The organism is Shewanella surugensis (assembly GCF_023284005.1).
Classification (GTDB): Bacteria; Pseudomonadota; Gammaproteobacteria; order Enterobacterales; family Shewanellaceae; genus Shewanella; species Shewanella surugensis.
The window spans coordinates 1-26,644 of record NZ_JAKIKS010000083.1 but is presented as its reverse complement, the minus strand read 5'-3'; the positions used below and the strand labels follow the sequence as shown (position 1 = coordinate 26,644).

Genomic DNA, 26,644 nt, shown 5'->3' with positions numbered 1-26,644 from the left:
TTATACAAAAATAATGATAAACAAACAAGTTCAATGATGCGATAAGTACTGAAATTATCACGTTGCTCTAATAGTGAACGAATTTATGATAATTTAATACTCAGGTACTTATCCATATTAAGATCAATTGCTGTATTATCTTGAGCAAAAACAGAAAAGTTAACGGCTATTAACGTTGTTATTGTGATTAATGTACTCTTAATATTATAGGGGCAAGATATTCTACTGAATGTCATTACATTTTCCACCTTGAATTTTTGTTTTTATAGCTATCTCATAGCATAAATTAATTGTATTGTTTTTGAATTAGATTTTTAGTAAGTGCTCAGTTAACGTCTCGTTTTAATTCCATTATATTATCTAGATGTGTGCTGAAGAGTTGTTGATGTAATCGTGCTGCAAATTCATCCGTCATGCCTGCAATGTAATCGGATAATACTCTATGAGAATTCAAACCATTATCCTGACTGTACTGCCAACGTTCTTGGGTGTTAATGGGTAATAAACGCATGGGATCGGACTCAAAGGCTTCAAAAAGCTCCATCACAATTTGTTGGCCTTTGTATTCAAGCATTTGAATTTCAGGTTTTCTGATGACATATTTAAACACAAATTGTTTTAATACATATAATGCGTGAGCAAAATCGGGCTCTAATTTTGCATTAAACTTGAGTAATTCATCTTTAAAATCCCTGTTTTCATGTAAATAAATAGCAGTGACAAAACCATTCACCAAGGTGCCGATAGCATCTTTACGTAAGTGGTGATGAGATGAAAAGAGCTTATCACCTATGGTTGAAAACTCATTGGCTACCCAAGAGTCTTCACTGCTTGAAAGCGGGATAGCCACATCATTTTGCCATTGGTTTAATGTGACAATACCCATAACAATCGCATCTTCGAGATCGTGAACCGCATAGGCGGTATCATCGGCGAGTTCCATGATGGAGCAATCAAAAGACTTGAATTGTGTACGCTTATGTTGGTGATCGGTTGTTAAATGACTTTGTGAGAAACGTTGCTTATCATTTTCACACAGCGGCGCTAATACCCAATGTAGGATGTCGAGATCATCATCGAATAAGCCTTTTACCGGTGGCCACAGTGCCGGTTTCAGCTGTCTGTGATTATTGACGGGAATAGCGCCATTATCTTGATAAAGTGTAGAATAAGGAGCGGGGTACTTGAGGACACCTAAAAGCGTTCGCCGACATAAATTCATGCCATAATGCTGCGTATAGGGTTCAAGTCGCGTTAAAATACGAAATGTTTGCCCATTACCTTCAAAACCACCATAGTCACGCATCATATAATTGAGAGCAATCTCTCCGCCGTGGCCATAAGGTGGGTGGCCAATATCATGGGCTAAGCAGATGGACTCTATGAGGCTAGTGGAATCGAGTAAGTGATTTATTTCCGGATGCTTGCGTTTGAGCTGTGCCCGAATACCGGTGCCAATTTGAGACACCTCAAGGGAATGGGTGAGGCGAGTTCGGTAAAAATCATTCATTCCTACACCGAGTACTTGCGTTTTGGCTTGAAGTCGTCTGAAGGCGGCTGAATGGAGAATACGGGCACGATCTCGCTGAAAAGGACTGCGATGATCATTACGTCTAAGTTTATCTTCGGTTAATCGTCTGTCATGCCAAGGAGAGTGAGACATGAGCGCTCCTTATAAAAGTCGGTTGATTTCATCAAAGTCGAGCGTGAAACTGGGAATAAAATAATCAATGAAATATTGAACGGCGGGTGTACTGTGTCGTGCTAACGTTGTTTCGAGTCGTTTTTTTGCGCTATCAAATTCACTGTTACCTGCGCGTTGTTCTTCTAAGCATTTGAGGTAAGCGCATAAACGATCGGCGGCTTTAATTAAAGGGGTATATTCATCATCTCGGTATTCGCTACAGAGAAGTGCTTGGTAGTCTTGTTTAAATTCTTCAGGCACCATGTCGAGCAAACGATGTTCAGCGATGGCTTCAATTTTTTTATATTCGGCTTCGATATCTTTATTAAAATATTTCACTGGCGTGGGAAGATCGCCGGTGATCACTTCGCTGGCATCGTGGAACATGGCCAGTGTTGCAGCATGCTCGGGATTAAAATGACCATTAAATTTTTTATTACTAATAATGGCCAGCACGTGGGCGACCATGGCGACCTGTAGTGAATGCTCTTGTACGTTTTCAGAACGCACATTGTACATGAGTGGCCAGCGTTGGATCAGTTTCATGCGTGCAAGGTGAGCAAAAAGGTGACTCATCACATCCCTCTATTGGTGTTATAGGCTACCTCATACCCTAGCACATCTATTTGAAAAAAAGTAAGCTGGCTGAATGAAAAAAGCGATGCAGATCATCGCTTTTATAGGAGGTTGTTAAATAAGCGAATGCAAGGTAAGGATCATTGACGATACTCACTCATAAAGTCACCAAAATCAGTCAGCGCTCTCTCTAACTCTTCTTTATGAGGTAAAAAGACCACCCGTAAATGATCCGGCTCTGGCCAGTTAAATGCGCTGCCTTGGGCGAGCAATATTTTTTTCTCTTTTAATAAATCTAATACGAGGCGCTCATCATCGCGAATATTGAACTTTTTATTATCAAATTTTGGGAAAGCGTATAAAGCGCCTTTGGGTTTAGTCACGCTCACCCCTGGAATTTGATTTAATAGTTCATAACAGAGATCACGTTGCTGGCACAGTCGACCACCCGGCTGGACTAACTCTTTAATGCTTTGATAGCCCCCTAACGCGGTTTGAATGGCGTGTTGGTTTGGCACGTTGGAGCACAATCGCATTGAGGCGAGCATGTCTAATCCTTCCCGGTAGCTTTTTGCCGCTTTGAGATTTCCGGTTAGCATCATCCATCCTACTCGAAAACCCGCTGCTCGGTAGCTTTTAGAGAGACCGTTAAAGGTTACGGTTAAAATATCATCCGATAAACTGGCTGCAGGAATATGCACGGCATCATCAAATAAAATCTTATCGTAAATCTCATCAGCAAATAAAATGAGATCATGTTGCCGACAAAGCTCAACAATCTCTAATAAGACCGCTTGAGAATAAACGGCGCCAGTGGGATTATTAGGGTTAATTAATACTAATCCTCTGCTTCTTGGTGTTATTTTTCGCTTAATATCCTCTAAGTCGGGGAACCAATCGGAACTTTCATCACAACGATAATGCTGGGCGTTACCGCCAGAGAGGTGTACCGCTGCTGTCCATAATGGATAGTCAGGTGAAGGTACTAGAATTTCATCGCCATTATTGAGTAGGCCTTGCATGGCCATGACAATCAATTCTGAAACGCCATTTCCGATATAGATATCTTCAATATCAACCCCATAAATCGATTGAGATTGATAATGTTGAACGATGGCTTTACGGGCGGAGAATAAGCCTTTAGATTCGCTGTAACCTTGAGAACTGGGTAGGTTTAAGATCACATCGCGCACAATTTCTTCTGGCGCTTCAAAACCAAACGGGGCAGGGTTGCCAATATTGAGTTTAAGGATCCGATGGCCTTCATCTTCTAATCGTTTTGCTTCTTTATGAACCGGGCCGCGAAGGTCGTAACAAACAGAATCTAACTTGTTGGATTTTATGATTGGGCGCATTTACACCTCGAAAATGCAGAAAGAAAATACGAAGCCAAATATTGATCTTCATAATGTAGCGAAACCATAACGAAAAACGATCTCATTAGGAAGCATTTTATTTAAGGTGAGTTGTTAATATACCGAGTTTAACGCTAAAAAAGGTATTTTTTACGCATTATTTAGTTGTTAGTTTCGTTTTTAATATTGATGGTGGTTTGTTTAACTGCCATTTGGCTGTCCTGAAGCAGTTAGCGGCGTTTTTAAAATAAATCGATTTTTCACGGACGATGAGTGAACGATCGTTTGAAATGAATCTGATCAGAAGAAAAATAAAACCAGTGCATGGCACTGGTTTTTTCGAATAACAATCGGCGGTGTAAGACTAAACGCGCTTTTTAAATTCACCAGTACGACTATCGATTTCGATTTTATCGCCGGTTTTGACGAAATCAGCTACGCTGAGGGTACACTCGGTCCCTAATAAGGTGGCAGGTTTCATGACTTTACCTGAGGTATCACCGCGGGCTGAAGGCTCTGTATAACCCACTTCACGGACGATAACGGTCGGTAGTTCAACAGAAATGGCTTTATCTTCATAAAAAGTCACTTGGCAAATATCTTCCATACCATCGACGATGTATTGGATAACGTCACCTAAATTTTCGGCTTCAACGTCATATTGGTTGAACTCTTCATCCATGAATACATACATAGGATCAGCAAAGTAAGAATAGGTACAGTCCAAACGGTCTAATTGAATGGCTTCGAGTTTATCATCCGCTTTAAAGACCGTTTCAGTGCCCGAGCCTGACAGTAAGTTTTTCAATTTCATTTTGACGACAGCAGAACTACGTCCAGATTTACTGAATTCTGATTTAAGCACAACCATGGGATCGTTGCCGACCATAATAACATTACCGACGCGGGTTTCCTGAGCTGTTTTCATTATGTTTATTCCTATGTTTACAAATATCGTCTTTAGGCAGCGATATTAGCCTTTTTTAACAAAATTCACTAGTCGTGTGGCGAGATCGCCTTCATTTAATGCCTGTTGAGGCCATTTTTTTGCGTGTTGGTTCATTTCTACAATATGTTCTTGTAATAATGGCCAGTAATGTTGGCTTGCATCGGTATCATCTTGATTAAAGGCTAAACAGAGCGCTTGCCATATTTCGGCTGTTTCACAGGCCAATGGTTGACAATAATGGGCCATAAAAGCCGTTAACTTATCAAGGTGAGCCGCTTCTTGTTGGGGGTAAATATGCCAGATGAAAGGTTTTTTAGCCCATTGAGCACGTAAAAAGGAGTCTTCACCCCGAACAATATTGATATCGCAATACCAGAGTAACTTATCGAAGTCTTCTTGTATTGTCATGGGTAAGACATGGACGTGAAGCATTGAGGCTTGATAGCTGTGACCGATAATAAAGTCAGTATCATTATCAGCGAGCATCCATTTAAGGCTTTCTAGGCTCTGACCAAAAGGGATAAGCAGGTGAATGGGGTTACTGCCCTGTTGCCAGAGGTGGCTCAATGCCGTTAATGCCTGACTTGGATAGCTAAAGACGCTAATGTAGGTGGCATCGGCGACTTTTGTGCCTAAATGCTCAAAGCCAAGGCGATGTAACCATTCATGCTGTAATGTGGCATTATTTAGCCAATGGTGCTGCTGCTTAAATAAGTCATGTTCGCAGATCAAGCCACCACTCTTTGCGCTAAAACCGGGAAAGAAAAAATATCGGACTTGTCCATTAGGCAGTAGCGAAGGTAGCCCATGGCAATCATCAACCCACTGTTCAGCACTTAAATAATCAAGGTTTATCCAAAGTGGTTTATCGGGGAGTGCAGGCCACTGGGCTTTGATTTCATTAGGGAGCTCACAGGCAAAGGCTTCGATGAGGACATTGCCCGGTTGCCATGTCTGAATGAAAGGGGTTTGCCAATGCTCGATAGTGACACCGTCATGCTGCTGCGTTAAGGCACCAGGATCAAGTTGTGGCAAGATACAATGAAAACTGGCGAGGCAATCGACCCAGAGTGTGACCTGAATGCCAAAGTCATGGGTTAATTGTTTTGCGAGTCGCCAAGTGACGCCGATATCACCATAATTATCGATTACGGTGCAAAAAATATCCCAGTGGCCATGAGCTGTGTCGATTGAGTGGTTCATTGTGCTTTCATTCTAGGGACGTGTGCGTATAAGAAAACGGCACAAATGCCGTTTTAGTGGAGAGTATGCCATCAGTTATATCTAAGTCAGATGAAGGTGTCGGATTCAACAGGCTTGGGTATATATCGAGTATACTGACGACATTAATCTTCGAGTTCAGCTAAGCACATTTCTTCATAGATTTGCTTAACCCATTGATCAACACGTTCATCAGTGAGTTCGGGTTGGCGATCTTCATCAATGCCTAATCCCACAAAATGCTTATCATCAGCCATGCCTTTTGATGCTTCAAAATCATAGCTCTTCGAAGGCCAGTGGCCGATGACAATACCGCCGCGACTCTCGACAATTTCATTCACCATGCCCATGGCATCTAAGAAATACTCGGCGTAATCTTCCTGATCGCCACAGCCAAAGATAGCAATAAGCTTGTCTTGAAAATCGATTTGTTCTAATTCGGGGAAAAAATCATCCCAATCACATTGGGCTTCGCCGTAATACCACGTTGGGATCCCAAACATTAACAGATCATACTCGGCAATCTGTTCTTTAGTGCTTTTGGCAATATCTTTCACGTCCACCATTTTCTTACCCAGTTTTTTCTGGATCATCTTGGCGATGGCTTCGGTATTACCTGTATCAGATCCGAAAAAAAGACCTATTGTTGCCATTGTCGTTCCTTTCATTTTCAGTGCATGTTTATGTTATGCGTCATTCAAGAGGGATTAATCGTTCAATTGCTTTTGCAGTATAAACTCGATTAATTGGCTGCGGCTCATATTACTGGCCATTGCTTGTTCATTCAAGGCATCATAAAGAGCTTGCGACACCTTTAATTCAATTCGTTTTAAACCTTTTTCTTTGTCACGCAAAATTTGCTTGCGTTTATTTAATTTAACTTGTTGATCTCGTGGCAATGGATTACTACGAGGTCGACCACGACGTTTGTCGTTTGCAAAGAGATCTATCGTGGTTCTATCAAAGGTTTCTTTAGCCATTGGATGAGCCTTTAACTAATTCCAGTGGTTTCCCAAGTCATTTGTATTATTCCTTTTGCTATAAAGCCTGAGCAGCCAAGAAATAACACTAACCAAACGATATATCGACCAAATTTCGGTACTTTACCTTGCTTGAGTACATCATGTATTGCCATGCCGATAAAGAAGAAAATAGAAGCAAAAAAAATATTTAATCCAAGTGCTTCAATTTGTTCCATATACTGCATTAGCATTCGATAACCCCTATTAAGGCAAAAAAGAGCGCGAAATATACCATATAAATAAAGACGCTGCTAGGCGATTTGTATGCACTTGTGAGCTAAATCAGAGAGATTGCTTGTCGATGAAGTCTTTGACAAGGCGATTAAAAAAAGTGGGTTTTTGTGCATGTAGCCAATGGCCCGCGTCTAAAATCGTTTTGGCTTGGATGGTGGGAAATTGGCGAACGATGTCATTAGTGTATTCTTTTTTAACATAATCAGATTGCTCACCACGAATACATAAGCTAGGGCCGGTATATTTTTTTTGTTGATACGGCCAGTCAATAATATCGTTATAGGATTGTCTTAGCTGAGCAATATCCATTTTCCATGCAAAATGTTGATTTTGACGGACGAGGCTTTTTAATAAAAATAAGGCGGTATGTCCATCAACCCCGTGTTTCATTAAATATGCCTGTGCTTCGCGGCGGTCTTTAATTTGTGATAATGGGACTGACAGTATGGTCTCTAATACGTGCTTGGTGTTGGATGAGGCGTAAGCCACTGGGGCAATATCGGCGATGACAATACTGTTTATGCGTGTTGGGAAATCTAATGCCATGGCCATGGCGATTTTTCCTCCCATGGAATGCCCTACAAGGTGCACGCTGTCAATACCTTGCTCGTCGAGTAAATCGATCACTTTTTTAGCTAGGCTAGGATAATCCATGGCAACCCCATGTTCACTTTTACCATGATTGGGCACATCAATACGCAGAACTTGATATTGTGACTCTAAGACTTTACCTAATGCTTTTAAGTTATCGAGATCGCCGAATAAGCCATGAATAAGTACCACAACGGGGCCTTGCGCGCTGGAAATAAAATGCATTTTTTTACCTGAAAACCATGAGTGAGCGAAAATGAGGACTCAGTTTGCCTGTCGAGGCTCTCATTGACAAGGGCGATCGCAGGGGATGATTATATTTGATGTTTTTATCGCCGCTTAGCCCCAATAAAATGGCCTGTTTGGTGAAAATCAGCTCAAATTTGATTTATTGATGCTTTATCAAGAGTCTAAACCTCGTTACACTGGGGGCATATTTGATCTGATCATGATAAAATACCCAACATATGATCACTTCATAGTTTAGCTTAAGGAAGATTAAGATAATGAAATATATCGAGATTGATGAAGAACTCTACCGTCATATAGCCAGTAAAACTGAGAGGATCGGTGAAAGCGCTTCTGAGATCCTACGTCGATTACTGGGATTAAGTCTTGATAATACTTCGGTGGCAGTACAATCATTAGCCCCTAAGACGATCAGTCAGCCCAGTAAAGAGATCAGTGAGCCACTTAAGGCCGTTTCTCAACCGCTTATGCCTCAGGCGCAGCGACTTTCTATTGATCACTTCGCTAAGCATATTGATAAGCGAGCATTGGCTGAGCAAAAAGGGGCTGTTGGGCGTTTCTTATTCCTTCTTGAAACCTTATATCATTTATCACCCGAGCAATTTGGACAAGTGCTGCAAGTACAAGGGCGTGGACGTTTATATTTTGCAACGTCAAAAGAGGCGTTGCTTGAGTCGAGCAAAACGGCGAATCCAAAAGAAATTGGTCAAAGTGGTTATTGGGTCACCAGTAATAATAATACCGCTAAAAAGCGGACCATTTTATCAGAAGTGCTTGAGCAATTTAATATTGACGAATCCGAAGTCTCTGAGATTATCGACAGTATTTAACCTAATGCTCATTTATTTTATTTTTGTTCAAAGGAGCTGACTTTGTCGATTCATCCACGTGCTGGGACCCTTGCGACGCAGGCTGATTTAACCAATATTCCTAAGCTTATTAGTTTATATTATCGATGTAAGCCGAATATTAATGATGTTTCTCAGCGAGTGACCTTTGGTACTTCAGGTCACAGGGGAAGTGCCTTAAAGGGCAGTTTCAATGAAGCGCATATTTTAGCTATCGCTCAGGCGGTTGCTGATTATCGCCAACAAGCAGGCATTAAAGGTCGGCTGTATGTGGGTATCGATACGCACGCATTATCTCAGCCCGCTAGCATGAGCGTGATTGAGGTGATGACAGCCAATCACATTGAAGTGGTGATCCATCAAGCTGAAGAGTTTACCCCCACGCCGGTGATTTCTCACGCCATCATTACGCATAACCTGTCAGCTGAGGAGCAGGTTGATGGTTTAATTATTACACCATCGCATAACCCCCCACAAGACGGCGGCATTAAATATAACCCACCTCATGGAGGGCCCGCTGAAGGGGAGATCACCGCTTGGATAGAAGCGCGAGCGAATGATTATTTAGCCTCTCAACTTGAGCAGGTTAAACGCCTTAATTATACCGTGGCGATGAATACGCGCCTAGTCACTGAAGTTGATTTGATTGGCCCGTATGTTAAGGATCTCGATAAGGTCATTGATATGAAGGCGATTAGTCAAGCAAAAGTGCGCATTGGTGTCGATCCATTGGGCGGTGCGGGTATCCATTATTGGGGACAAATTGCCTCCCATTATAATCTTGATATTCAGCTTGTGAATGATACAGTCGATCCTAGTTTTCGTTTCATGCCTTTGGATAAAGATGGCAAAATTAGAATGGACTGCTCATCCCCCTATGCCATGGCAGGCTTGCTTAAACACCAAGATGAATTCGATTTATGTGTCGGTAATGATGCGGACTATGATCGTCACGGTATTGTGTGTCCCGGCTCCGGTTTAATGAACCCGAATCATTTTTTAGCGGTAGCCATTGATTATTTACTCTGTCATCGACCTGATTGGGGCAGTGATTTGGTGGTAGGAAAAACCTTAGTGTCTAGCGCCATGATAGATAAAGTCTGTGCTAAACATCAGCGGATCATGAAAGAAGTGCCTGTTGGGTTTAAATGGTTTGTTGAAGGGTTAGCCGATGCCAGTCTGGCCTTTGGAGGGGAAGAAAGTGCCGGTGCGGCTTTTCTCAGACGAGATGGCAGCACTTGGTGTACCGATAAAGATGGCTTTATTTTAGCCTTATTAGCCGCTGAAATTTTAGCGGTAACAGGTCAAACGCCTCAAGCTCATTATGATGCATTAGAAGCCAAGTTTGGCAAAAGTTATTATCAGCGACTTGATAGCCGGCTTTCATTAAAGAAAAAAGCGAAGTTTGCGACAATTAATGCCGAAAGTTTGCAAGTGAGCACATTAGCGGGTGAAGCGATCACTGCTGTGCTGACAAAAGCACCGAGCAATCAGGCGGCGATTGGTGGAATAAAAGTGATAACGGATAATGCATGGTTTGCCGCAAGACCATCAGGTACGGAAGCATTATTTAAAATATATGCAGAAAGTTTTATTAGTGAAGCACATCTTGCACAAGTGTTAGATGAGGCGACAGCCCTTATTAATCATGCGCTTAAAGGTTAATTTGATGAACTGCTAAAACTTTCTATGGCGTATTGAACCTGAAACCACTGATATGAGATCAGTGGTTTTTTTGGTTTTAAACTTGAGGGGAAAATGTTTAAGGTAAATGAGGCAAAGGTGTACGTTGTATTTGAATGGACTCACGACACAAGAGTACTGCTGCACAGAGAAAGCAGATCCCACCTAAGCAGGTCAATACAATACTGAGCGGTAGCATAGAAGGGGAAAGGGATTGTAATATTGATGAGGATACAAAGGCAGAACCAAGAAAAAAGAGGCAACCAAAATGATTAATGAAGGCCATTTTTTGTTCTAAGCTTTTGGGCGACCACAACCAAAATTGATGACTGGTTTCATAAAGGGCTAAGCTACCGGATAATTGAAAACAGAGCGATCCTAACAGGTTTGGTAGCCAAATAAAAAGAGATTGTTGTAAATCACTTAATGCTAAGTAACCACTAAATGTATTGAGATTAAAAAATAACGTACCGATAAATTGACTAAAAGTGACCCAAAAATCCAGTCGATGAGGTTGCCAAGCGAGCCATTTCCGTTGATATTTTTTTTTATGCAGCGCACTTTTATTCATAGTGCTTTTATTCCGAATGAAATCTCCGGCATTAATCGATTGGATATATTGTAAATAAGCAGCAATCGTAAAAAAAATGGATCCCATAAAATACAAATTTGTTAATGCTGTGACAGACATCATAGCGCTAAGAGCGAGCAGACTGGCGAATACAAAATGACTCGCTCCGATGATAAAAGAGAGTCCAATCCAAAAATTTAGGGGATTGAATATCGATTCAATGGGAGTCTTTGCGAGGGATTTGTGGCTAAAATTAGACCATAAGTGTTGAAGGAATCCTGTCAGTGACAGAGAAGGTTCAATATGGGCATGGTGATCCATGCCCAAGCCTTTTCTATGGTGGCGAGAGTTCCAATGGTGAATGCCCCCTAAATGGGTTTTAAATTCAATATCGACAATAAAGTGACCAATCATGTGACGATACTGCTGCTTCCACTGTCGGGGGTAATGAGGAAAGGCTCGCGCTTTTTTCATTATCCGTGTTTAAAACCGCCCGCTTCGGCTTCGGTTAATGATTCATTGAGTGGATGTTTGTTTAAGTGCGCTAATGCATCTTTGTAATCTTTCATGAGTAATTCAGCTAAGTCTTGACTGAAGCCGCGTTTGACTAAGATCCGTTGAATGACAAGATCTTGTCTATTTTTCGGCATTGCATAGGCAGGGACGAGCCAGCCTTTTGTTCTTAAGCGATCGGCGAGATCGAATAAATTAAAATCATGGGGTTTATCATTCAGTTTCCAGCTTAATGCGGGGATACCATCGCTGCCATCGTAGATAATATCGAATTCTCCTAGCTTATTGATTTCTTCAGCGAGATAGAGGGCTATTCTCTGGCAATTTTGATGAATGGCGGTATAGCCATCACGTCCAAGGCGAATAAAATTATAATACTGGGCAATGACTTGACCACTCGGTCGGGAAAAATTGAGGGCGAAATCGGGCATATCTCCACCAAGGTAATTGACATGGAATACCAGATCAGGATGCAGATCTTCTTGTTCATGCCAAATTATCCAACCGACTCCAAGTGGTGACAAACCAAACTTATGGCCAGAGGCATTAATGGAGCGGACTCTAGGTTGCCTAAAGTCCCATTTCAAATCAGCATGTAAAAAAGGCGCCACAAACCCGCCACTGGCGGCGTCTACATGAACAGGAATATCAAGGCCGGTTTGTTTTTCTAACGCATCTAAGGCGTGACAAACACGGTCAACGGGCTCATAGTGTCCTGTAAAGGTGACACCTAGCGTTGGAACGACACCGATAGTATTTTCATCACAACGCTTAATGACTTCCTCCGCTGTCATAATATAGCGATCGCCTTCCATAGGGATTTCTCGTAGTTCAACGCCCCAATATCGGGCAAACTTATGCCAACAGACTTGCACGGGTCCAGTGATTAAGTTGGGTGCTAGAGTCTCTTTGCCTTGTTTTTTTTGTCGGTCTCGCCACTTCCAAAGTAGGGCCATTCCTCCTAACATTGCCGCTTCACTTGAACCTGTGGTTGACGTTCCTATACTTTGCTTAGCTTGCGGTGCATTCCATAAGTCGGCCAGAATATGCACGCAGCGACGTTCAATTTCGGCCGTCTGTGGGTACTCATCTTTATCGACCATATTTTTATCAATGGCCAGTGCCATGAGCTCTTGTATTTCAGGTTCAAACCACGTTTGGCAGAAGGTGGCTAAATTTTGCCTTGAATTACCATCGAGGAGGAGTTCATCATGAATAAGTTGTTTGATCACATCACCCCGATGGGTGGCATCTGGCATGGTATATTTAGGCAGGCTTTTTAAGGTATCTTCAGAGGTGAAAATGCTTTTATCGATACAATCAATTCCTGTCGCTTTGACATGTAACATAGTGGTTCCTTGTTTGTTTTTTATCTTATTTTCGCCTTTTTAGTATAGTGCGGAAAAGTTGAAGGGTAAGATAAAAAAAGTGGGCTTTACATATTAAAAAAACTTGTTAAAAAGAGTGAGTATTGTTAAAGGAATATGAAAGTGAGGATGAGGAAAGGCATTAAAAAAACGGGGTTGTTTGATGAAATCTCAGCTGAATAGGCGATGTTATCGGTTGTATTATCGTTAATTGGAATAAGGATCTGTTTTACCTTTTAACAATAGCCAATCATATTAAAGTATAGAATGAAGCGATTGTGTTTATTAATCCTGAATTTATTGAACAAATAGGAGAGTATGAAGGGGTCGAAGGCTGTTTATCGATACCGAGTTACCGCACACGGGTGTCGCGTTTTAAACAAGTGAAAGTGACTGTGTTGGATCGTGAAGGCGAGCCTTTTGAAGTGGCAACAGATGAGTTTCTTGCCGTGGTATTACAACATGAAATTGATCATTTAAAGGGGGGGGATATTTATCGACCATTTATCTGAACTTAAACAGAAAATAGCCTTAAAGAAAGTCAGAAAGTGGCAAGCTGAGCCAGCTTAGTCGATTATCCGTACGCTTTATAGAAAGTAATATTAAAAAAGTGAATTGACGGCTAGTTTATTTCACTGATAAATAATATCATTATTGTTACTTCCGTCCTATTCACTTCAAGTGCGCTCTAATGATTAAACCTATTCAAATAATCCTCTTAACCCATGAAAGAGAAGTTGAACGTCTATCGAATACGGGCCAATTAGCCCTTCAAGCTTACCCTGAATATTGCCAGCGTGTCATTTGGTCTAGAGTGGATCCTGATCCATCACTCGTTCATCAACTTGAAAGCGGACAAGCCGCCTTGCTTTTTCTTGAAAATGAGGACAATTTAGTCTTGCAAGGCGTCAGCGCTGTTGTTGAAGAGCTCAGGCCTCCTCTTAAGGCTATTGATAGGAGTGAACATGTTAATCCGGATAGGCTAACACATCACCATGGGATGCTACCTGATGTGGTGGTGATCCTCGATGCCACTTGGCAAGAAGCGCGAAAAATGTGCCGACGAAGTGGGTATTTAAAACAGGCTGAAAAATACGCTTTGCCGACATCAATTTTTGCTGATACGACCTCGAAATTTACGCTGCGACGTAATCAAATCGAAGGGGGTTTTTGTACCCTTGAATGCGTACAGCAGCTGTTTAGCCTCAATGCGATGCACGAGGAAGCCGCTGTATTAGCAACAATGTTCAAGGCGTTTAATCAAAGATAAACAGACTCTAGATCACCGTTAAATAAATGCACAAGAAATGGCTGGAGGCACCCGCAAGGACAAATAAATGCCAAATGGCGTGATTGAAAGGAATCGCTTTTACCACGTAAAAAATCACCCCTAAGGTATAAAATAAGCCGCCAGCAATGAAAAGGTCAAAGCCAAGAGGGGACATTCCGGCAATAAGATCATTGATGATGATCATGCTAAGCCAGCCCATGCCTAAATATAAACAGACACTTAAGACTTTAAAGCGGCCGGTAAACAAGGTTTTAAAAAACACCCCGCCCAGCGCAACGAGCCAAATAACTAATAAAATCAGATCCGCTTTAGTGCCCGCTAAGCTGATGAGCATGAGGGGAGTATAAGTGCCTGCAATTAATATATAAATAGCACAGTGGTCGGCAATTTTAAACTGACGTTTCCAATACTGGCTGGTGGCATTGTGATATAAGGTGGAGCAAAGAAACAGCAATATAATGCTAACACAATACAATATCACGCCACTTAGCTGTAGGGTTGTGAGTGAGTGGTAGCCCTTATGAAGGCTAAAAAACAGTGCAGCAATACCGCCTAATACCCCTAATCCATGACTGAGCGTGTTGGCTCTTTCTTCATTAATACTGTATTCCCCTACGGAGGGATTTTGAGGAAGCGCATTATGGATTATTTTAGAGGTGGGGGGAGTGTGATCTATTTTTTTCGCTAAGTGCTGGATAGACATATCATTTTTCTGGTGTGACCTGGTGTGACCTGTTGTGACCCAGTGTAACAGTATTCAAGCGAGTTGAATACTACTTCAGCTTACACCTGTGCGCTTAAGTGTGTCGTGAACACCACAAGAATAATGAACTTAATGATAACAAGTGTTTCTAATAGCGAAGATAACATCATGGATTGAACATGGACGGAAAGAGTCATGCACTATGACGGCAATAAAGTTTTGGATAACGCGCAGCAAGTCCTCGAGCCTCTAATAGGAGTAAGAGATGAGAGTGAATGTCTTATTGAAACAGGCCTTATTTTATCTGCAGATCCTATTGTTACGATAAAAAAGCCAATCCTTACCGTAGGCCCTCTTTTTACCCAAGCCACCGTTGTCACTGTAGAAAAATCGAGGCTTATTGATGACTCGCTAGCAAGCAGATTAAAGATCAGGGGATCTCGAGTCCCCTTTTTGAAACCCATTCCAGCAAATGAAAGGTCAAATCAGCTGTATTGGACGCTAGCACTGGTGGGGTTATTGCATATTCTGCTGTTGTTGGGAATGGATCGTTTATGGCGAGTGAACATCGATGCAAGGTTACCTAAACTTATCAGTCTGGCGCCTGAAGTGGGGGTTAAAAGCTATTTGTATGTGTCGCCTCAGCCCAGCCCTGTATCAGCGCAGGCAGAGGTAAAATCTAAGACAACTTTTCAGTCCGATCCACCGTTAAAGTCAGCGTCCTATTTAGAGCGAGAGTCGAGCTTTCAATCTCAGTCTGCATCGATGCCCACATTAATTGAAAAGCCAGCAATAAAGACCAAAGAGTCTATTGTTGTTAAAGAGATGCGACCTGTTAGTGATCGGAAAAGAGCGGGCTTTAGATTTGATGATCAAGCGGTGATTGATCATATCTTGGCTCAAACTCACATTAAAAAGAATGTCGATGTGCAGGGCTCAAGTGTTCTCGATAAGCATACTCAGTCTTACTTACAGCAACAACAAAGTAATAAAGTGAGTGAGTTTGCCATAAAACAAGCGCAATGGGTGGCGCAACCCCCAACATTGAGTGACATGACACCAGCACCGAAAGCGCTTGTCGGCGCTAAATCCACTCAAAGTGCGCTGCAAGCGGTTGGACTGCCTGAAGTGCACGGTCATTCCCTTGATCCTAATCGTGTTGTACAAGAAGGGGACTTTTGTTATCGCATCATTAAAACGCCGACTCAAATAAACCCGAATGCAGAAATTGTGTCAAACATGGGTTTTCGATGCAGCCCCGATCACGATAAGAAAAACGGTCAAAATTTAATTAACCAACGATTAAAACAACATGATGTCGAGATAAATTGATGTGAATATTTTTGATGCAAAATATATAAAACAATATAAATTTCAATTTATATTTATATTTTCAGTTGCTTGTGAGTAATAAATTATGATGTTAACTGTAAAGCTTAATGCAAATAAAACCTTGTGAAGCCTAATGGTTTAAGCCTATACTGCGTGCATCTTGTCGGAGTGCCTTTATGGCTGAGACCGTTAATTCGGGATCCGTTGAACCTGATCAGGCTGAACCCTGCGAAGGAAACAAGCAGTATAATTGTTTTTCTTCCTAAGTCTTACTATTACGTTATGTAAGATTTACTCTATGTTGTTAAGCGTGTCATTCACACGTTTTTATTGAGCCATTTTGGGCCATAGACTGTAAATTAGGTAGCAATTATTTTGGCATAATAGGTCTTTTTTCCTGTTGTGCCCGCTGAATCAACTCTCACCCCTCCTGACAAGCAACTTCATTTCAAATTTAAAGTGAGATTGCTAATGTCAAATCGTCGTGAAACCCGTGCTAATGCACAAACCTTTATTGATACCCTTAAACCCTTACAGCATCCTAACTCTGAAAAAATCTATTTAACCGGCAGCCGTGATGATCTGCGTGTGGGCATGCGTCAAATTCATCAAGCTGATACCTTACTGGGTGGCAAGGAAGACGATCCTGTTTTCGAGGCGAATCCTCCAATTAAAGTGTATGACTGTGCGGGTGCTTACTCGGATCCTGATGCCAAGATTAATGTTCACATGGGCTTGGATAAATTTCGTGAAGCTTGGATTGATGAGCGTAATGATACTGAGCAACTTGTCTCGGTGAGCTCAGGATTTACCCAGCAACGCCTTGCCGATGATGGCTTAGATCATCTGCGATTTGAAAGCTTATTGCCGCCGCGTAAAGCCAAAGTGGGCAAGTGTGTTACCCAATTGCATTATGCTCGCCAAGGGATCATTACCCCTGAAATGGAATATATTGCCATTCGCGAGAACATGGCCCGCGAGGACGTGACCGATCCTATTTTAACCAAAAAAGATAAAGGTGAAAGTTTCGGTGCGGTGATAGGTGACTTGGTCACGCCTGAGTTTGTGCGCAGTGAAGTGGCCCGAGGCCGCGCCATTATTCCCTTAAATATTAATCACCCTGAAGTCGAACCTATGATTATCGGGCGTAACTTTTTGGTAAAAGTGAATGCCAATATCGGTAATTCTGCCGTCACTTCATCCATCGAAGAAGAAGTAGAGAAACTGGTTTGGTCAACCCGTTGGGGCGCGGATACGGTCATGGATCTCTCTACAGGGCGTTATATTCACGAAACCCGTGAATGGATCATTCGTAACTCTCCTGTTCCTATTGGCACCGTGCCTATTTATCAAGCGCTTGAAAAAGTCAACGGTGTTGCCGAAGACTTAACCTGGGAAGTGTTCAGAGACACACTTATCGAACAAGCCGAACAGGGCGTCGATTACTTCACTATTCATGCTGGTGTGTTGCTGCGTTATGTACCAATGACGGCTAAACGTTTAACGGGTATGGTGTCTCGTGGTGGCTCTATCATGGCCAAATGGTGCTTGTCACATCATAAAGAAAGTTTTCTCTATGAGCACTTTATAGACATTTGTGAATTGTGCGCCGCCTATGATGTGTCTTTATCGTTAGGTGATGGCATGCGTCCAGGTTGTATCGCCGACGCCAACGATGAAGCCCAATTTGCCGAACTGGAGACCTTAGGTGAGTTGGTGAAAATCGCGTGGGAATATGACGTGCAAACGATTATTGAAGGGCCGGGACATATTCCGATGAACCTCATTAAAGAGAATATGGATAAGCAGCTTGAGCATTGTGATGAAGCGCCATTTTATACCTTAGGCCCACAAACCACCGATATTGCCCCAGGTTATGATCATTTTACTTCAGGTATTGGTGCGGCCATGATCGGCTGGTACGGTTGTGCCATGTTGTGTTATGTCACCCCCAAAGAGCATTTAGGCTTGCCTAACAAAGAAGATGTGAAGCAAGGTTTAATGGCCTATAAAATTGCGGCTCATGCTGCAGATGTAGCCAAAGGTCATCCTGGTGCCCAAGTGCGCGATAATGCGTTATCTAAGGCTCGTTTTGAGTTTCGCTGGGAAGATCAATATAACTTAGGCCTCGATCCTGAAACGGCTCGGGCTTATCACGATGAGTCATTACCCCAAGAGTCGGCGAAAGTCGCCCATTTCTGCTCTATGTGTGGCCCCAAATTCTGCTCAATGAAGATCACCCAAGACGTGCGTGATTATGCGGCTAAGCTTGAAGCGGAAAAAGCCATCAATGATGCGGCATCTCAAACCGTATCGGTTGAGAGTCATAGTGACTTTAAAGCCAAAACCCTTGATGAAGTCGAGTCGGGTATGGCAAAAATGTCGCAAGCATTTAAAGCGCAAGGGGCTGAGCTTTATCATGAAGCAGGGCAAACGGTGCACTTAGATCAAGTGACTGATAACCAAGATGTTGATGAAAAAGGGAAAGTCACTTCTGTTACTCCAGTGGCGCTTGCAACAGCAGAGGAATAATCATGGTCAAGGCGCATTTATGGCCCACTGACACGCGATCTCAAGAGGCGTGCCTTGATCGCGTGCCTATTGCTTGTAAATCCACAGCTTGTCAATCAATAGTGTGGAGTATTGCAGGCTCAGACAGTGGCGGTGGCGCGGGCATACAGGCCGATTTGGCGACGATGCAAGACTTGGGTTGCCATCCATGTTCGGTGATCACCACCATTACAGCCCAAAGCTCCGTTGAAGTAAGCTTGGTCGAAGGGGTGTCCAATGCCATGTTATTGGCTCAGCTGAATACGTTACTCACCGATCTGCCGCCTAAAGTGATAAAAATTGGCTTGCTCGCCTCTCAAGAGCAACTCGAGCGAGTGGCTAACTGGTTAACAGTGCAGTTAGCTGAGCACCAGAGGCAAACCCAAATTCGCGTGGCAGTGATTTTAGATCCTGTGATGTTAGCCAGTTGTGGTGACGCACTGAATGCGCAAAAGGCGTTGAATTTTGATTGCTTTAAAGGCTTATTGACGTTACTGACGCCCAATGCGACAGAATTAGCCCTGCTGGTGGAACAACCTTTGCCTAATGCGAGTGCCTGTTTACACGCCGCTAAGCAATTGGCAACTCGTCTTGATTGCGCCGTGTTGGCGAAAGGGGGCGATCAAGGTGGCACATGGGATCCCTTATGGGCCCATGATGTGTTTGTGTGTGGCGCCGTGCCTGAGGTATCGCTTGATCATCAAAATGCCTGCTTTTTATTAACCAATGAGCGAGTGAATACCCACAATAACCATGGCACAGGTTGTACTCTGTCATCGGCGATTGCGGCGATCATGGCCTCAGGGTTTGTGCTGCATGATGCGATTGTGGTGGCCAAGGCCTATGTGAGTGCGGGTTTAAAAGCCAGCTATCAGCCGGGCAGCGGTGCGGGCGTGTTGACAAGATTAGGCTGGCCTAGCACCTTGAGCGACTTTCCCAGTATTGTGATGTTAGCGAATGATGAGACAACGCCGCATGATGGACATCAATACATGACGCAAGCATTAGTGGCCTCTCGTTATCATGCATTGGCTACCTATCTGGATTTTGAGCCGGTGTCGTTACGTCAAATAGCCAAGCCATTTACTCCCATCAAAGGTGCGCTGGGATTATACCCCGTGGTGGATGATAATGACATGTTAGCCCGCTTGTTAGCTGCAGGCACTCAAACCGTGCAGCTTAGGCTAAAAGATCTCAGTCGTCACGATCTTGAGGCACAAATTGAGCAAGCTGTTGCCCTAGGCAAGCAATATAAGGCGCGAGTGTTTATTAACGATCATTGGCAGCTTGCTATCAAGCATGGTGCTTATGGGGTGCATTTAGGCCAAGAAGATCTCTTAGTCGCAGATTTAGTGGCTATCGCTAATGCCAATATGGCGCTGGGGCTGTCGAGTCACAGTTATTTTGAGTTGATTTTGGCCAGTCAACTCGCCCCTTCTTATTTAGCCTTGGGGCATATTTTCCCAACCACCACCAAAGTGATGCCATCATTGCCCCAAGGGCTGAATAAACTTAGCCGTTACGTGTCTTTGATGAAAGGGCATTTCCCTTTAGTCGCCATTGGCGGCATTGATGAGACTCGACTCGAACAAGTGAAAGCGACCGGCGTGGATGATATTGCCGTGGTGAGAGCCGTGACGCAGGCTGCCTCTCCTGCGGATGCTTTTGTGACGTTGTCGCAACGGTGGGCACAGGCATGAGTCAACATAAACGGATTAAAAGTGAGCTGGCTCCGACCGATTTTATTCGCTACTCCCGTCAAGTCTTGCTACCCGAAGTCGGCGAAGCGGGACAATGTCAGCTGCAAGCGTGTCACGTTGTTGTAGTGGGCATTGGCGGTCTTGGACATTTGGCGGCGCAGTATTTGGCGGCAGCCGGAGTGGGGCAGCTCACCTTGATCGATGGTGATAAGGTGGAAGTGTCGAATCTGCCTCGTCAGCTACTATTTACCGATGAGGATATTGGCCAGTCTAAAGCGCGCTGCGCGCAAATCAAATTGCAAAGGGCTTATGTTGATTGTCACATTCAGGCAATGGATCACTATTTGGATGAGCCATCTGTTGATAATGAGAGTATCGATAAAGCGTCGACTCAAGCTTCAGCTCAAATATCAGCACGCATATCAGAGCAAGCACCAATGCAATCGACGTTATCTAATGCTGATTTGGTGCTCGATTGCACGGACAATTTTGCCACTCGTCATTTGGTTAATCGTCTTTGTATCCAAGCTGGCGTGTCACTCATTTCGGCCTCGGCGGCGCACTTTCAAGGTCAGCTGCTCAAAGTGGATTTAACCGGATCGCCTAAAGCGGGTTGCTACCATTGTTTATTCCCCAATGATATGACCGTCAGTCAAAGCTGTAGCAGTGTCGGTGTATTAGGTCCGATGGTGGGCGTGATGGCGTCGATGCAAGCACTACTGGCACTCAATAGCTTGTTAGATGTGGCACAACAGGCAGCGGTTCCGGCTGCTGCTCAGCTCTTTAGGCTCAATGGCAAAACCTTGCAGTGGTGTGTGGCTAAGCGTCAGCGTGATCTCAGCTGCCCCGTCTGTTCCCCTGTGTGTTTAACTCATGCTGCCACTCATGTTGTTAATAACGGTGCCGCACATAAAGGTGCTAGTCAGGATAGCAGTCAAAAACAAGTGCCAGTGAAATCTGCCGCCATAAAAGACAGGAGCGCGTGATGAATGAGATCAGTCAAGCCGAAAGGCAACCTGACGTTGAGCAGGTTGAGCAAACGATTTATTTTAATGAAAAGTCGATCACCGTTGTAGCAGGACTGACGTTACGGCAATTACTGGGTTTGCACAGTATCGATCCTCAGAGCGTTGCCGTGGTGGTCAATCAAGCGGTGATCCCCCGTGGACACTGGTCTGAGCAATTGTGTCAGCCCCAAGATAAAATCGATGTGTTTACTGTGGTCGCAGGAGGATAAAATGTTAAAAATAGCCGATGTTGAATTCAGTTCACGCTTATTAACCGGAACAGGTAAGTTTCGCTCCAGTACGGATATGTTAGCCGCCTTAAGTGCCTCCGGCTCAGCGCTGGTGACCATGGCGATGAAGCGCCTCGATTTAGCGCAGGGCACTGAAGATATTTTAGCGCCTTTAAAACAAAGTGGGGTGAAATTACTGCCCAATACCGCAGGCGCGCGCAGCGCAAAAGAAGCGGTGTTTGCCGCCGAGTTGGCCAAAGAGGTACTTGGCACAAATTGGGTGAAACTCGAAATTCACCCCGATCCCAAATACCTGATGCCTGATCCTATTGAGACTTTAAAAGCGGCGCAAATATTGTGTGAAAAAGGTTATATCGTATTGCCCTATATTCATGCCGATCCTGTTTTATGCCGCCGTCTTGAAGAAGTGGGCTGTGCCGCGGTCATGCCCCTGGGTAGTCCGATAGGTTCGAATCAAGGCTTAATCACTGCCGATTTTTTACGCATTATCATCGAGCAATCGAACGTACCTGTGATTGTGGATGCAGGCATTGGCGCGCCTTCGCAGGCGACGCAAGCCATGGAAATGGGCGCCGATGCAGTACTAGTCAATACCGCGATTGCCAGTAGTCCTCAACCTGAAGTGATGGCGCGCTGTTTTGCCTCGGCGGTGCAAACCGGCAGAGACGCTTATTTAGCGGGTCTTGGCGTGGTGAGCTCTCATGCAGTGAATACCAGTCCGTTAACCGGTTTTTTAACGAGCGGTTCTTAATGTATTGTTTTTAAAGATAAGCTGAAGGTGTGAGTTATTAAGTGATAAAAGTTGCTTTTAACACTTAATAATTATTAATATTAAATTTAAACAATAGGTTAATCGATGAGTTTTATTGATGTCTTTAAAAATATTCCTCAAGCAGAGCTGCAGTTGGCCTTGTACTCAACGACGCCGCAACAGGTTGAGCGGGCATTGCAGCGCCCTAGAGGCAACTTAGACAGCTTATTAGCGCTGCTTTCACCTGCCGCAGAGCCTTATATCGAGCAAATGGCGGCGCAGTCGGTGGCGCTGACACGCCAACGTTTTGGGGCTAACCTGGGGATGTTTTTACCCCTGTATTTATCGAATCTGTGTGCCAATGAGTGTGATTATTGCGGCTTTAGCATGAGTAATAAGCTCAAACGGAAAATTTTAAACACAGCCGAATTAGACAGTGAAATTCAGCTCATTAAAGCCATGCATTATGATTCGATTTTATTGGTTTCAGGTGAGCATGAAACCAAGGTCGGCATCGATTATTTCAGCAACGTGCTGCCGCAAGTGAAGCGGCATTTTAATCACATCGCGATGGAAGTGCAGCCGATGTCCATAATGGATTATGCCACGTTGGTTGAACAAGGCTTGGATGCGGTCATGGTGTATCAAGAAACTTATCAGCGGCAAACCTACGCGGCGCATCACACTCGCGGTAAAAAGAAAGACTTTGCCTATCGACTCGAGACGCCCGATAGAGTGGCGCAGGCGGGGGTGGATAAAATTGGCTTAGGGGTCTTGCTGGGTCTGGATGATTGGCGGCTCGATGCCTTACTGATGGGGCATCACTTAGCTTATTTAGAGCAACAATATTGGCGCAGCCGCTACAGTATCTCTTTGCCAAGGCTACGTCCCTGTACCGGCGGCATAGAGCCAAAAGTGGTGTTAACCGATCGCGGTTTAGTGCAGATGATCTGCGCCTTTCGATTGTTTAATCATGAGTTAGAAATAAGCTTATCGACCCGAGAATCCCCTGCTCTGAGGGATAATTTGTTTCCATTGGGGGTGACGCACGTCAGCGCGGCCAGTTCCACCCAGCCGGGCGGGTATAGTAATCCCGATACCGAGCTGGATCAGTTTGACATCAGCGATGATCGCAGCAGTCGACAAGTGGCCAACGCGATCATGCAAAAGGGCTTAAATCCAGTATGGAAGGATTGGGAAAGGGCATGGATGTAGTTCGCATTTAGCGAACATGCCCATTGGTTATTAATTAAGCTTCGCTTAATAAAGTTTATCAATGTTGCTTTTCGGTATTAAGTGAGCTGATTTTTTTGTTGTAACTTCATTGTTATCAATTGCCTGCCGCAGGCTTTTGTGCGAATACAAAAATAACGCGCCGTGAATATATCCCTATAGGCTCAGACGAAGGCTTCCCTGCCTTCGATGGTTATTTTTGTATTCACACTGATTTGAAAAAAACAAAGTGTGTTTCTTTGAATTGAAGGGTCACAAATGGTTTTTTTATCACCAGCGGTTTAAAGTCGTGAGTTCCGACTCACATAGGGATATTAGATATTAAGCTTCACTTAAAGGGAGATCGTGGATTCCCATCCTTCCCGTAATAAAGAGTGGGCCAAAAGGGGATCAACAGCAATCCCCCTTGGAACCCTATGCTGCCCCTAGCGGAGCAAAGCGCTTTATAATTCAAAGGACAAGAATAGTTATCGCCTCATATTCGCCGTCCGTGGCTCACCTAAGGCTATTTCGGCATCCATGCCTTAATCACACTATTCTTTGTTGAATTATCTTAGCTGCTCCGATGGGGAGCTAACGTTAAAAGCAAAGCGCAAAAGCCAAAACGGTGGTTTTCTTCGAATTGGGGTGTTGGGTTAGTTCGCTTCGAATGAAACGGTAACATTATTTGTTACCGCTTTCAGCGGAGGAGGAAGATTAAGCTTCGCTTAATGGAAGATCGTGGATGACTCTTCTTATCACCTGCGGTGAGGCGTAAAGTCGTGAATTCCCACTCCTTCCTGTAATAGAGAGTGGGATTAGGAGGACTGCTCGTCCTTAACTATATCCCTATCTAAAAGCCAGTTCAACATCCTTGTCTCTCGCTCATAGAGGTCATTATTATGACCTTCGCCCTCCTCTTGCAGATTTTTTAATATATAGGCTTGCAGCCCCAGACGCAGTTATATCCTTACACACGATCCTCAAGGTGAAGATTGGGACGGTTGTGTCAAATTATCGATATGAATATGTAGCTATTAAAAACAACTATACTAATTTTAAGCTTGAACTTGACAGCAAAGATGAAGCGACTAAAAGCCTCGCTGAGGCTGAGTGGACAAAATCTTGAAATCGATGCCATGAATTTCGTATAGGCTGTTTTTGAAGACTTTAAAACAGATGAATTTGAGCTTGGTGTTAGCTTGTGTCATAGGGTGTAATGGTTTGAGATTCAAGCATCTACTTTTCTCAATTATGTATTTCTTAGCTAATAATTTATGAGGGAGTAGAGAAAAAATGAACAAAATTAATCATACTATAATTCTTTCAATTATTCGTCGTGGGTTGCGAAATAGTTTATTTATATTATGCACGCTGTTTATGCTTTGTTCTCATGCAGAGACAGATAATGTATTAATGTGGCAGATGCCAAGTAGCGGAATAAATTTCCCTGTTTACGTATTTAAAGATAATAAGCAATCAGCGTATCTGTATTCGTCGTCGCAACAGTCTATTTTAGGTAAGTATCATAGTACTACTACTGCAACGTACGACTTGTATTATCAATCTGGTAATACGAAATGGAATAGCTGTAAGCTTATCTTAAAATCGGGCAGTATTTCTCCACATACAACCTGTCCAGGAGCAGTTATAAATCCCCCAGTAACAACGTCTAATGTTTATACCGTAGCATTTGGTAGCACGGCATGGCCCGCTTCAGTTGCGCCAGTGTATATGCCATCTTATGGCAGCCGTAGTATTACTTTTAAGAATGATACAGCCTACGATAAAATCCGCATTGGGCAAGTATGCACTAAGTCAAAGAATCCGAATAATTCGAAATGTAAAAATAACCAAAATCGTTGGGAAGTGGCAAAAGGCGATACTAGAGTGTTCCAGTATGATGCTACCTATAAGGGTGGTCTTACAGGACTTATATCTACTGCATTTACTGTAACAGCTTACAAAAAAGCAGGTACATGGGTAGAAACGGGTGGTTATGGTGCTGGTCAAACGCCTTATGCAACAAAAGTAGAAATGACAGCATTGCCCGTCGATAATAAAACCGAAAACGGTACAGCGTTCCTTGTGCCACAAGGCAATACAAACTTCGATATTTCTGTAGTAGATGGCTATAACATAAGCGCGAAAGCATACCCTATTGGAGGCAGCTATTGCACATACACGGTTCCGCCAGAAAACTCCAATGTTTTAGGGGTAGGGTACTACGATAGCAGTACTGTGCTAGCATCTATTGAAGATAGCGAAGCACTTTGTACCAGCAGTTCACAATTACCAGTAAACTATGCTGGCCCTGATACTCCGTGGGATCTGGCACAGACAGACAGTGCTGATAACTATAAAGGCTGTTTAAGCCCTTGTACGTATACGAAAGTTAATGGTAAATCGAGCCAGAATAAGTTTTGTTGTACCGGTAGTTACGGCACACCAACAAGTTGTAATCAAGCGAAAGGTGTTATTGGTGCGAATACTTCAACCTACGTGAAGAACCTTGATAGCAATCATGCTACACACGTTTATCGTTTTGCCTATGATGATGCTATCGGTGATTTTGCTTGTCCTCCGCAGACAAGTATTGCAGTTATTTTTGAGTAAATATATCTACTCAAATTATCAATCGCTTGATTATTGAATAAACATTGAAGTGGTCAACTAATTTTGGCCACGGACTTGGAGTTTTGCTCAAATAACCGCTCAGACTCCATTGGTGTCAAACCACCGTTATACTGATGTGGCCTGACTTGATTGTAATATCTGACGATGTAATGGCTTATCGCTCTATTCGCTTCATCAAATGAAGTAAAACCCGCTCTTGGCATCCATTCTGTTTTAAAGCTTCTGCGAACAATCAAGGAGCTATAGTCGTTTCTGGTGTATGAGGATAAAGCATTGCGATGTAACCTGTTAATTGATCTTGGCCGATCAACAATTAACAAAAGGAACATCGCAATGACTAAAAATGA

General features: G+C 43.3%; 23 protein-coding genes, 2 pseudogenes and 1 riboswitch. Of the genes and pseudogenes, 12 read left to right on the top strand and 13 right to left on the bottom strand.

Translation table 11 applies throughout. The annotated features are described in order from the left end of the window. Nucleotides 1-325: 325 nt before the first annotated feature. The 9 genes from L2764_RS18145 to L2764_RS18105 all read right to left on the bottom strand — a co-directional run bounded on the left by L2764_RS18145 (nt 326) and on the right by L2764_RS18105 (nt 7,857). Nucleotides 326-1,663, bottom strand: coding sequence for an anti-phage deoxyguanosine triphosphatase (locus tag L2764_RS18145; protein ID WP_248941741.1), 1,338 nt, complete (start codon nt 1,661-1,663; stop codon nt 326-328). Nucleotides 1,664-1,672: 9 nt separating this feature from the next. Then, nucleotides 1,673-2,260: a 5'-deoxynucleotidase gene (gene yfbR, locus L2764_RS18140; protein WP_248941740.1), complete on the bottom strand. Its 588-nt coding sequence runs from the start codon at nt 2,258-2,260 to the stop codon at nt 1,673-1,675. 140 nt (nt 2,261-2,400) lie between these two features. After that, nucleotides 2,401-3,615, bottom strand: coding sequence for a pyridoxal phosphate-dependent aminotransferase (locus tag L2764_RS18135; RefSeq protein ID WP_248941739.1), 1,215 nt, complete (start codon nt 3,613-3,615; stop codon nt 2,401-2,403). A gap of 364 nt (nt 3,616-3,979) precedes the next feature. Then, complete coding sequence (gene efp / locus L2764_RS18130; RefSeq protein ID WP_248941738.1) at nt 3,980-4,543, bottom strand: elongation factor P; 564 nt, start codon at nt 4,541-4,543, stop codon at nt 3,980-3,982. 45 nt (nt 4,544-4,588) lie between these two features. Then, the gene (gene earP / locus L2764_RS18125; RefSeq protein ID WP_248941737.1) at nt 4,589-5,767 is read right to left on the bottom strand and encodes an elongation factor P maturation arginine rhamnosyltransferase EarP; all 1,179 of its coding nucleotides are present in this window, start codon (nt 5,765-5,767) and stop codon (nt 4,589-4,591) included. 143 nt (nt 5,768-5,910) lie between these two features. Beyond that, complete coding sequence (fldA, locus tag L2764_RS18120; protein WP_248941736.1) at nt 5,911-6,438, bottom strand: flavodoxin FldA; 528 nt, start codon at nt 6,436-6,438, stop codon at nt 5,911-5,913. 54 nt (nt 6,439-6,492) lie between these two features. Next, nucleotides 6,493-6,765, bottom strand: a complete 273-nt coding sequence (gene ybfE / locus L2764_RS18115) for a LexA regulated protein (RefSeq protein ID WP_248941735.1) — start codon at nt 6,763-6,765, stop codon at nt 6,493-6,495. Between the two features lie 11 nt (nt 6,766-6,776). Further along, nucleotides 6,777-6,998, bottom strand: a complete 222-nt coding sequence (locus L2764_RS18110; RefSeq protein WP_248941734.1) for a DUF2788 domain-containing protein — start codon at nt 6,996-6,998, stop codon at nt 6,777-6,779. 91 nt (nt 6,999-7,089) lie between these two features. Then, complete coding sequence (locus L2764_RS18105) at nt 7,090-7,857, bottom strand: alpha/beta fold hydrolase (protein ID WP_248941733.1); 768 nt, start codon at nt 7,855-7,857, stop codon at nt 7,090-7,092. A 281-nt stretch (nt 7,858-8,138) separates the two neighbouring features. On the opposite strand from L2764_RS18105, the gene seqA reads away from it, so the two are divergent. Then, nucleotides 8,139-8,711, top strand: coding sequence for a replication initiation negative regulator SeqA (seqA, locus tag L2764_RS18100; RefSeq protein ID WP_248941732.1), 573 nt, complete (start codon nt 8,139-8,141; stop codon nt 8,709-8,711). A 42-nt stretch (nt 8,712-8,753) separates the two neighbouring features. Next, entirely contained in the window at nt 8,754-10,394 is a 1,641-nt protein-coding gene (gene pgm / locus L2764_RS18095) for a phosphoglucomutase (alpha-D-glucose-1,6-bisphosphate-dependent) (protein WP_248941731.1), read from the top strand. A gap of 97 nt (nt 10,395-10,491) precedes the next feature. Here the strand turns inward: pgm and L2764_RS18090 are convergent, their stop codons facing one another. Both L2764_RS18090 and gad read right to left on the bottom strand, forming a co-directional pair. After that, nucleotides 10,492-11,457, bottom strand: a complete 966-nt coding sequence (locus L2764_RS18090; RefSeq protein ID WP_248941730.1) for a hypothetical protein — start codon at nt 11,455-11,457, stop codon at nt 10,492-10,494. Continuing rightward, complete coding sequence (gene gad, locus L2764_RS18085) at nt 11,457-12,845, bottom strand: glutamate decarboxylase (RefSeq protein ID WP_248941729.1); 1,389 nt, start codon at nt 12,843-12,845, stop codon at nt 11,457-11,459. The genes L2764_RS18090 and gad overlap by 1 nt, the downstream gene beginning before the upstream one ends. A gap of 296 nt (nt 12,846-13,141) precedes the next feature. On the opposite strand from gad, the pseudogene L2764_RS28015 reads away from it, so the two are divergent. Then, nucleotides 13,142-13,433 (top strand): annotated as a pseudogene (locus L2764_RS28015) (peptide deformylase); the annotation flags it as partial. 97 nt (nt 13,434-13,530) lie between these two features. Further along, nucleotides 13,531-14,133: pseudogene (locus L2764_RS18075) on the top strand (DTW domain-containing protein); the annotation flags it as partial. A 7-nt stretch (nt 14,134-14,140) separates the two neighbouring features. Here L2764_RS18075 and trhA read toward each other — a convergent pair. Next, nucleotides 14,141-14,857, bottom strand: coding sequence for a PAQR family membrane homeostasis protein TrhA (gene trhA / locus L2764_RS18070; RefSeq protein ID WP_248941727.1), 717 nt, complete (start codon nt 14,855-14,857; stop codon nt 14,141-14,143). 195 nt (nt 14,858-15,052) lie between these two features. Between trhA and L2764_RS18065 the strand changes: the two genes are divergently transcribed. The 8 genes from L2764_RS18065 to L2764_RS18030 all read left to right on the top strand — a co-directional run bounded on the left by L2764_RS18065 (nt 15,053) and on the right by L2764_RS18030 (nt 26,276). Then, complete coding sequence (locus L2764_RS18065) at nt 15,053-16,189, top strand: hypothetical protein (RefSeq protein ID WP_248941726.1); 1,137 nt, start codon at nt 15,053-15,055, stop codon at nt 16,187-16,189. A 154-nt stretch (nt 16,190-16,343) separates the two neighbouring features. Then, nucleotides 16,344-16,443: riboswitch (TPP riboswitch) on the top strand. A 217-nt stretch (nt 16,444-16,660) separates the two neighbouring features. After that, the gene (gene thiC / locus L2764_RS18060; protein ID WP_248941725.1) at nt 16,661-18,721 is read left to right on the top strand and encodes a phosphomethylpyrimidine synthase ThiC; all 2,061 of its coding nucleotides are present in this window, start codon (nt 16,661-16,663) and stop codon (nt 18,719-18,721) included. A gap of 2 nt (nt 18,722-18,723) precedes the next feature. Further along, nucleotides 18,724-20,439 carry a thiamine phosphate synthase gene (thiE, locus tag L2764_RS18055; RefSeq protein WP_248941724.1) on the top strand — a complete coding sequence of 572 codons (1,716 nt, stop codon included), beginning with the start codon at nt 18,724-18,726 and terminating at the stop codon, nt 20,437-20,439. Further along, the gene (locus tag L2764_RS18050; RefSeq protein ID WP_248941723.1) at nt 20,436-21,425 is read left to right on the top strand and encodes a HesA/MoeB/ThiF family protein; all 990 of its coding nucleotides are present in this window, start codon (nt 20,436-20,438) and stop codon (nt 21,423-21,425) included. Before thiE ends, L2764_RS18050 begins: the two co-directional genes overlap by 4 nt. Continuing rightward, a complete protein-coding gene (thiS, locus tag L2764_RS18045) occupies nt 21,425-21,676 on the top strand; it encodes a sulfur carrier protein ThiS (RefSeq protein ID WP_248941722.1) in 252 nt (83 codons plus the stop codon). The genes L2764_RS18050 and thiS overlap by 1 nt, the downstream gene beginning before the upstream one ends. Nucleotide 21,677: 1 nt before the next feature. Beyond that, nucleotides 21,678-22,448 (top strand): thiazole synthase, encoded by a 771-nt coding sequence (locus tag L2764_RS18040; RefSeq protein ID WP_248941721.1) that lies wholly within the window; start codon nt 21,678-21,680, stop codon nt 22,446-22,448. Between the two features lie 105 nt (nt 22,449-22,553). Next, on the top strand, nt 22,554-23,663 hold the full coding sequence (gene thiH, locus L2764_RS18035; RefSeq protein WP_248941720.1) for a 2-iminoacetate synthase ThiH: 1,110 nt from the start codon (nt 22,554-22,556) through the stop codon (nt 23,661-23,663). Between the two features lie 1,293 nt (nt 23,664-24,956). Then, nucleotides 24,957-26,276: a thaumatin family protein gene (locus L2764_RS18030; protein WP_248941719.1), complete on the top strand. Its 1,320-nt coding sequence runs from the start codon at nt 24,957-24,959 to the stop codon at nt 26,274-26,276. A gap of 53 nt (nt 26,277-26,329) precedes the next feature. Here the strand turns inward: L2764_RS18030 and L2764_RS18025 are convergent. Next, nucleotides 26,330-26,644 (bottom strand): integrase core domain-containing protein (locus tag L2764_RS18025; protein ID WP_248941718.1); only part of this gene is annotated, 315 nt, incomplete at its 5' end.